Here is a 3,982-nt window from a genome sequence, read left to right as displayed (position 1 = left end):
AGTGCGAGCGGTGTTGCGATCGACAACCACCTCGGAGTATTTTTAGCTTGTTTCAAGGGTAATCCTCCAGAGCTAGATTTCATCCAATAACATATCCTCGAGCATTGGTTGGAGTTGTTCGGCTTCTTCTTCGGAGAGGAGCGAGATTAGACCATTAGCATCGGCTTTACCAAAGAACAGCAGCGGATCTACAGGAGTACAAATGGCATATTCCTGTTCTTCGTTATAAAACCTCGCCAAAATTTGAAATTCTTCTGGCTCTAATTGGTCGTCATCCTCATCGAGTTCGATCGTGACTACTTCAGTCGGATCGAGCGGCGGTAATTCACCAACTGCGCTGAGGGTAAATGCCGTCCGTTTGAGCGCGAGATTTTGCTCGGAAAGTACGGCATGAGCATCCGCAAAAATCCGCTCGATTTCGGCTTCTTCTTCGACAGAAACTAGTTCGGTAACATCATCATCTTCATCCCAAGCAAAAATTTCAATTGGTGCATTTTCTGGCAATAATAGCAAATAAGTCTTGCCATCGAGTTCGAGTTCGCGTTCGATGTAACAAGGGAGTTGACGCCCAAATTCATCGGTGAGTGTGACTAACTCAGCATCATCAAAATCTTCAGTCTGGGGTGATGAGGACATGTAATATAATCTTAAATTATAATATTGAGGACTGTGTTGTAATTTGAGTTGTAATGCTGGGATGCTCTTGACATCACGATAAAATGATGAAAGCCACACATTAGAATACCATACCAGCGGCGATTATCCATAACCGATCGACTTATTGGAGGCTAGAAATCGCTAGGCGCAGCCAATCTTCAATGTTGGGACTTTTGACCATCAAACTATCTTGACTAATGGCTTGTAATGCCTGATGAATTTCATCATTTGTATAGCCTAAAGCTAACAATGTCATTTCAACTTCAGCCTGCATAGTTGAATTGAGACTAGTCAGGGGTAATGATTCGCTCAATCCAGAGGCGACTCGCCATTGTCCTAGTTTACTACGAAGTTCGAGTGCTAAACGTTCGGCAGTCTTTTTACCCACTCCTGGCGCTGTCGAGAGGCGTTGGATATTGCTAGTGACGATCGCCGACACCGTATCGGCGAGTCCTAGTTTGTCCAATAACGCGATCGCCAGACTAGCACCAACCCCACTGACACTAATTAGCTGGCGAAATAAATCCCGTTCGGCTGTCGAACTAAAGCCGTAGAGAGAGATCGCATCTTCGCGCACCTGCTGATGTGTAAATACCTGAATTTCGGTACCGATTGCCACTTCAAGTGCCATTCGCTGCGGTACCTGTAATTCATACCCCACTTGGTTGACTTCCAGTACTAAAATAGACCGAGTATTAGTCGGAGTCTGGATCTGAATGGCGATGCCTTTGAGATAACTAATCATCTATCTAAAAAAAGAAATTCCCGAACTAGTTGTAAACGGATGGCGATCGTCGATAAGCAACTAAAAAACCAGTCAGAGTTACATCTTATTTTATCGTCCCTCGTCCCGATCGGGCGAATGGGTATTTACTAGTCGGCTGGACTTCGTTTCAAAATCCAAATCCCCCTGCTTGTCTTGACGCACACAACCTGGAGGAAACCTCCAGGCGGAAGTTATTGCGTAGGGTGGGCACTGCCCACCAACTAGGTTTCAGGTATAGTCTACTTTATAAATAATTGCACCTACCTACTTATATGAAAAATTATCAAACCTTAATTAATCTCCAAACATATCAGAACGCGATCGCGTATCTCGCTCGACTTAAAGCTGGTAATAGAGCTGGTGAATACTTGCATCATCGCTTAAAAAACATCGATCTCAATCGCGTCACTATTCCCGAGTTTATCGAACTATTGATGCGAACAAAACGTCCCCAAATTTTTGCCGAATCAGAGATTTATGGTAATGGAATTGATTGGAATCAAGATGAACTTGCCATCTTAGGCGATCTGAGTATCGTGACACCCGTCACTGTCTATGATAATGGCAGACATCGCCAGCCCGACATCCATGAAATTCCATTTCCTGCGACGCTGATTTTTACTCCAGGCGCACTGCTGCGAAACGGTAATCGGATAACGCCTGTAGATTGGGAGGAAGTTACTGCCGATGGCGCGATCGATTCTGAGGGATATTACCGACTCTACGAGCGGCGATTTTTGCCCGTATTTACTTATGTCAACGCTCTCGCTCAGCAAGAGGATAAGATGGCACTGTTCACAATTCCAGGTATGGGTTGCGGACAATTTGCTGGTGTATTTAGGGGTCAATTAGGTACAGAACTTAGAAATATGCTGGTAAGATTCTTGCAAACTCACGGTCGAGATTTTACAAACATCAAAGCTGTCTACTACGATCCATATAGCGAATGCGAAAATGAGCGGATCGAGATCGGTGGGATTAGTTTATTAATTCGACCTTTGCTAAGAGGAAATGCGAACAAACCGCAGTTATGCACACCTCAACAATATGCAGAAACTGGTGATAATTTTACCAATTTAAAATTATTTAGTATGGTTGCGTGGGACCATGTTTCTTGGCCTGGTAATGATTTTTATGGTGGCGCTCGATCGACAGATGATGGTGTGAAGGCTGCGGCAACTAATGTGATGCAAGTAATGACCGGGATTGAAGGTATATATAATCCACAGCTCGATCGATACTGTCAGCCAGTAGAATATGAAAACTGGCGAGATGTTATTTCAAAAAATCGGATTCAGTTAGAAATCGCGAATAATCTCATTGTTTTACCGCAGGCAAATTGACGATCGAATATCGCCAAAGAGGATCTCGCAGTACTCAATCTGTGGGGGCATTCGGAGTCTTTTTTATTACTCGTGAAATTACGGCGAATATCGATTAGGTTTTGGGCTTTAGGCTGTTAGGACGATCGAGAGTAGAGGCAATTCATGAATTGCCCCTACCCTCTACCCTCTCAATACTAGTAACTTTGTTCGATCCAAGCTGCGAGTTTATCCTTGCTTGCCGGGGACTGCTGGCGTGGATGTGGCGGCGGGTTTACCTTCGACTTTGGGCTTTTGGGCGGGTTTGTCGCTAGGTTTATTCTCAGCTTTAGGTGCTGCGCCAGCTCCAGCAGCGGTTTGGATATTTACTATGTCGATCGTTTTGAGCGTACCATCGGGTTGGACTTGCCAGATATCATAAGTACCGACGACATCGCCTTGAACGTCGAGATCGACATTACCGCTGGCACCTTGGTAGTTGATTTTTGTGCCAGCTTTGAGCAGAGTGATGGCTTCACAAAGATCGGACACTTCTTTGCCAGTACCGCCAGCTACTTCGCGAATTTTACTAGCGATGCCTTCACCAGTATTGGTTTTGGCTGATTGAGCCGCGAGCATAATTAGGGCAGCGGCATCCCAAGAGTGTTGGAGGTACGCAGTGAGGGGTTTTCCGGTCGCCGTCCACTTTTTATTAAAGTCTGCTAGAGCCTTGCCATGTGCCCCAGGAACGGTACCAATCGCCCCAGCGAGAATAAATTTGTTATCTTTGTCTTTACCGACCTGATCGGGGAATTTTGGCGAGTAGGCACCGTCGGGGAGCATAATTGTCACACCTTTGCTCAACCCCTGTTCGTAAGCGTCTTTGAGCAAGATCGAACCAGTATCGGGATATACTAAAGCGGCAATGGCTTGGGGTTTGCCTTCAAAGGCGGCTTTGACTTCGGATGAGAATGTCGTACCTTTGGCATCATAACGGGTAGGTTTGGCTTCATTGGTAACCGTACCACCCAGTTTTTTGAAGGAAGCAACAAACTCTTTTTCAAAGCCGACACCATAGTCATTATTAATCGCGATCGTGGCGACTTTTTTGAATCCTTGTTTGATGGCTAATTGTGCCATTGCTTGGGCTTGATAGGTATCTGGTGGAGCTGTCCGCGCCCAATAACCTTGATATTTACCGGCTTTGGCGCGTTCGGTGAAAATGGGACTGGTACTTCCAGGTGAGACAATCATCACC

Annotated in this window: 4 protein-coding genes; 1 reads left to right on the top strand and 3 read right to left on the bottom strand. The window is 45.5% G+C overall.

What is annotated here, in order from left to right; genetic code table 11:
• Positions 1-72 precede the first annotated feature (72 nt).
• Both RMO52_RS09435 and ruvA read right to left on the bottom strand, forming a co-directional pair.
• The gene (locus RMO52_RS09435) at positions 73-636 is read right to left on the bottom strand and encodes a DUF3727 domain-containing protein (RefSeq protein ID WP_309741769.1); all 564 of its coding nucleotides are present in this window, start codon (positions 634-636) and stop codon (positions 73-75) included.
• A gap of 142 nt (positions 637-778) precedes the next feature.
• Entirely contained in the window at positions 779-1,402 is a 624-nt protein-coding gene (gene ruvA / locus RMO52_RS09430) for a Holliday junction branch migration protein RuvA (protein ID WP_309741771.1), read from the bottom strand.
• A 293-nt stretch (positions 1,403-1,695) separates the two neighbouring features.
• Between ruvA and RMO52_RS09425 the strand changes: the two genes are divergently transcribed.
• The gene (locus RMO52_RS09425; RefSeq protein WP_310413308.1) at positions 1,696-2,766 is read left to right on the top strand and encodes a hypothetical protein; all 1,071 of its coding nucleotides are present in this window, start codon (positions 1,696-1,698) and stop codon (positions 2,764-2,766) included.
• Positions 2,767-2,973: 207 nt separating this feature from the next.
• Here the strand turns inward: RMO52_RS09425 and RMO52_RS09420 are convergent.
• On the bottom strand, positions 2,974-3,982 hold a 1,009-nt coding region (locus RMO52_RS09420; protein WP_310413305.1), incomplete at its 5' end, for an ABC transporter substrate-binding protein.

Origin of the sequence: Chamaesiphon sp. OTE_8_metabat_110, from assembly GCF_031382685.1 — a bacterium.
Taxonomy (GTDB): Bacteria; Cyanobacteriota; Cyanobacteriia; order Cyanobacteriales; family Chamaesiphonaceae; genus Chamaesiphon.
The sequence above is the reverse complement of the archived record's forward strand: the minus strand, read 5'-3'. Positions and strand labels throughout refer to the sequence as shown.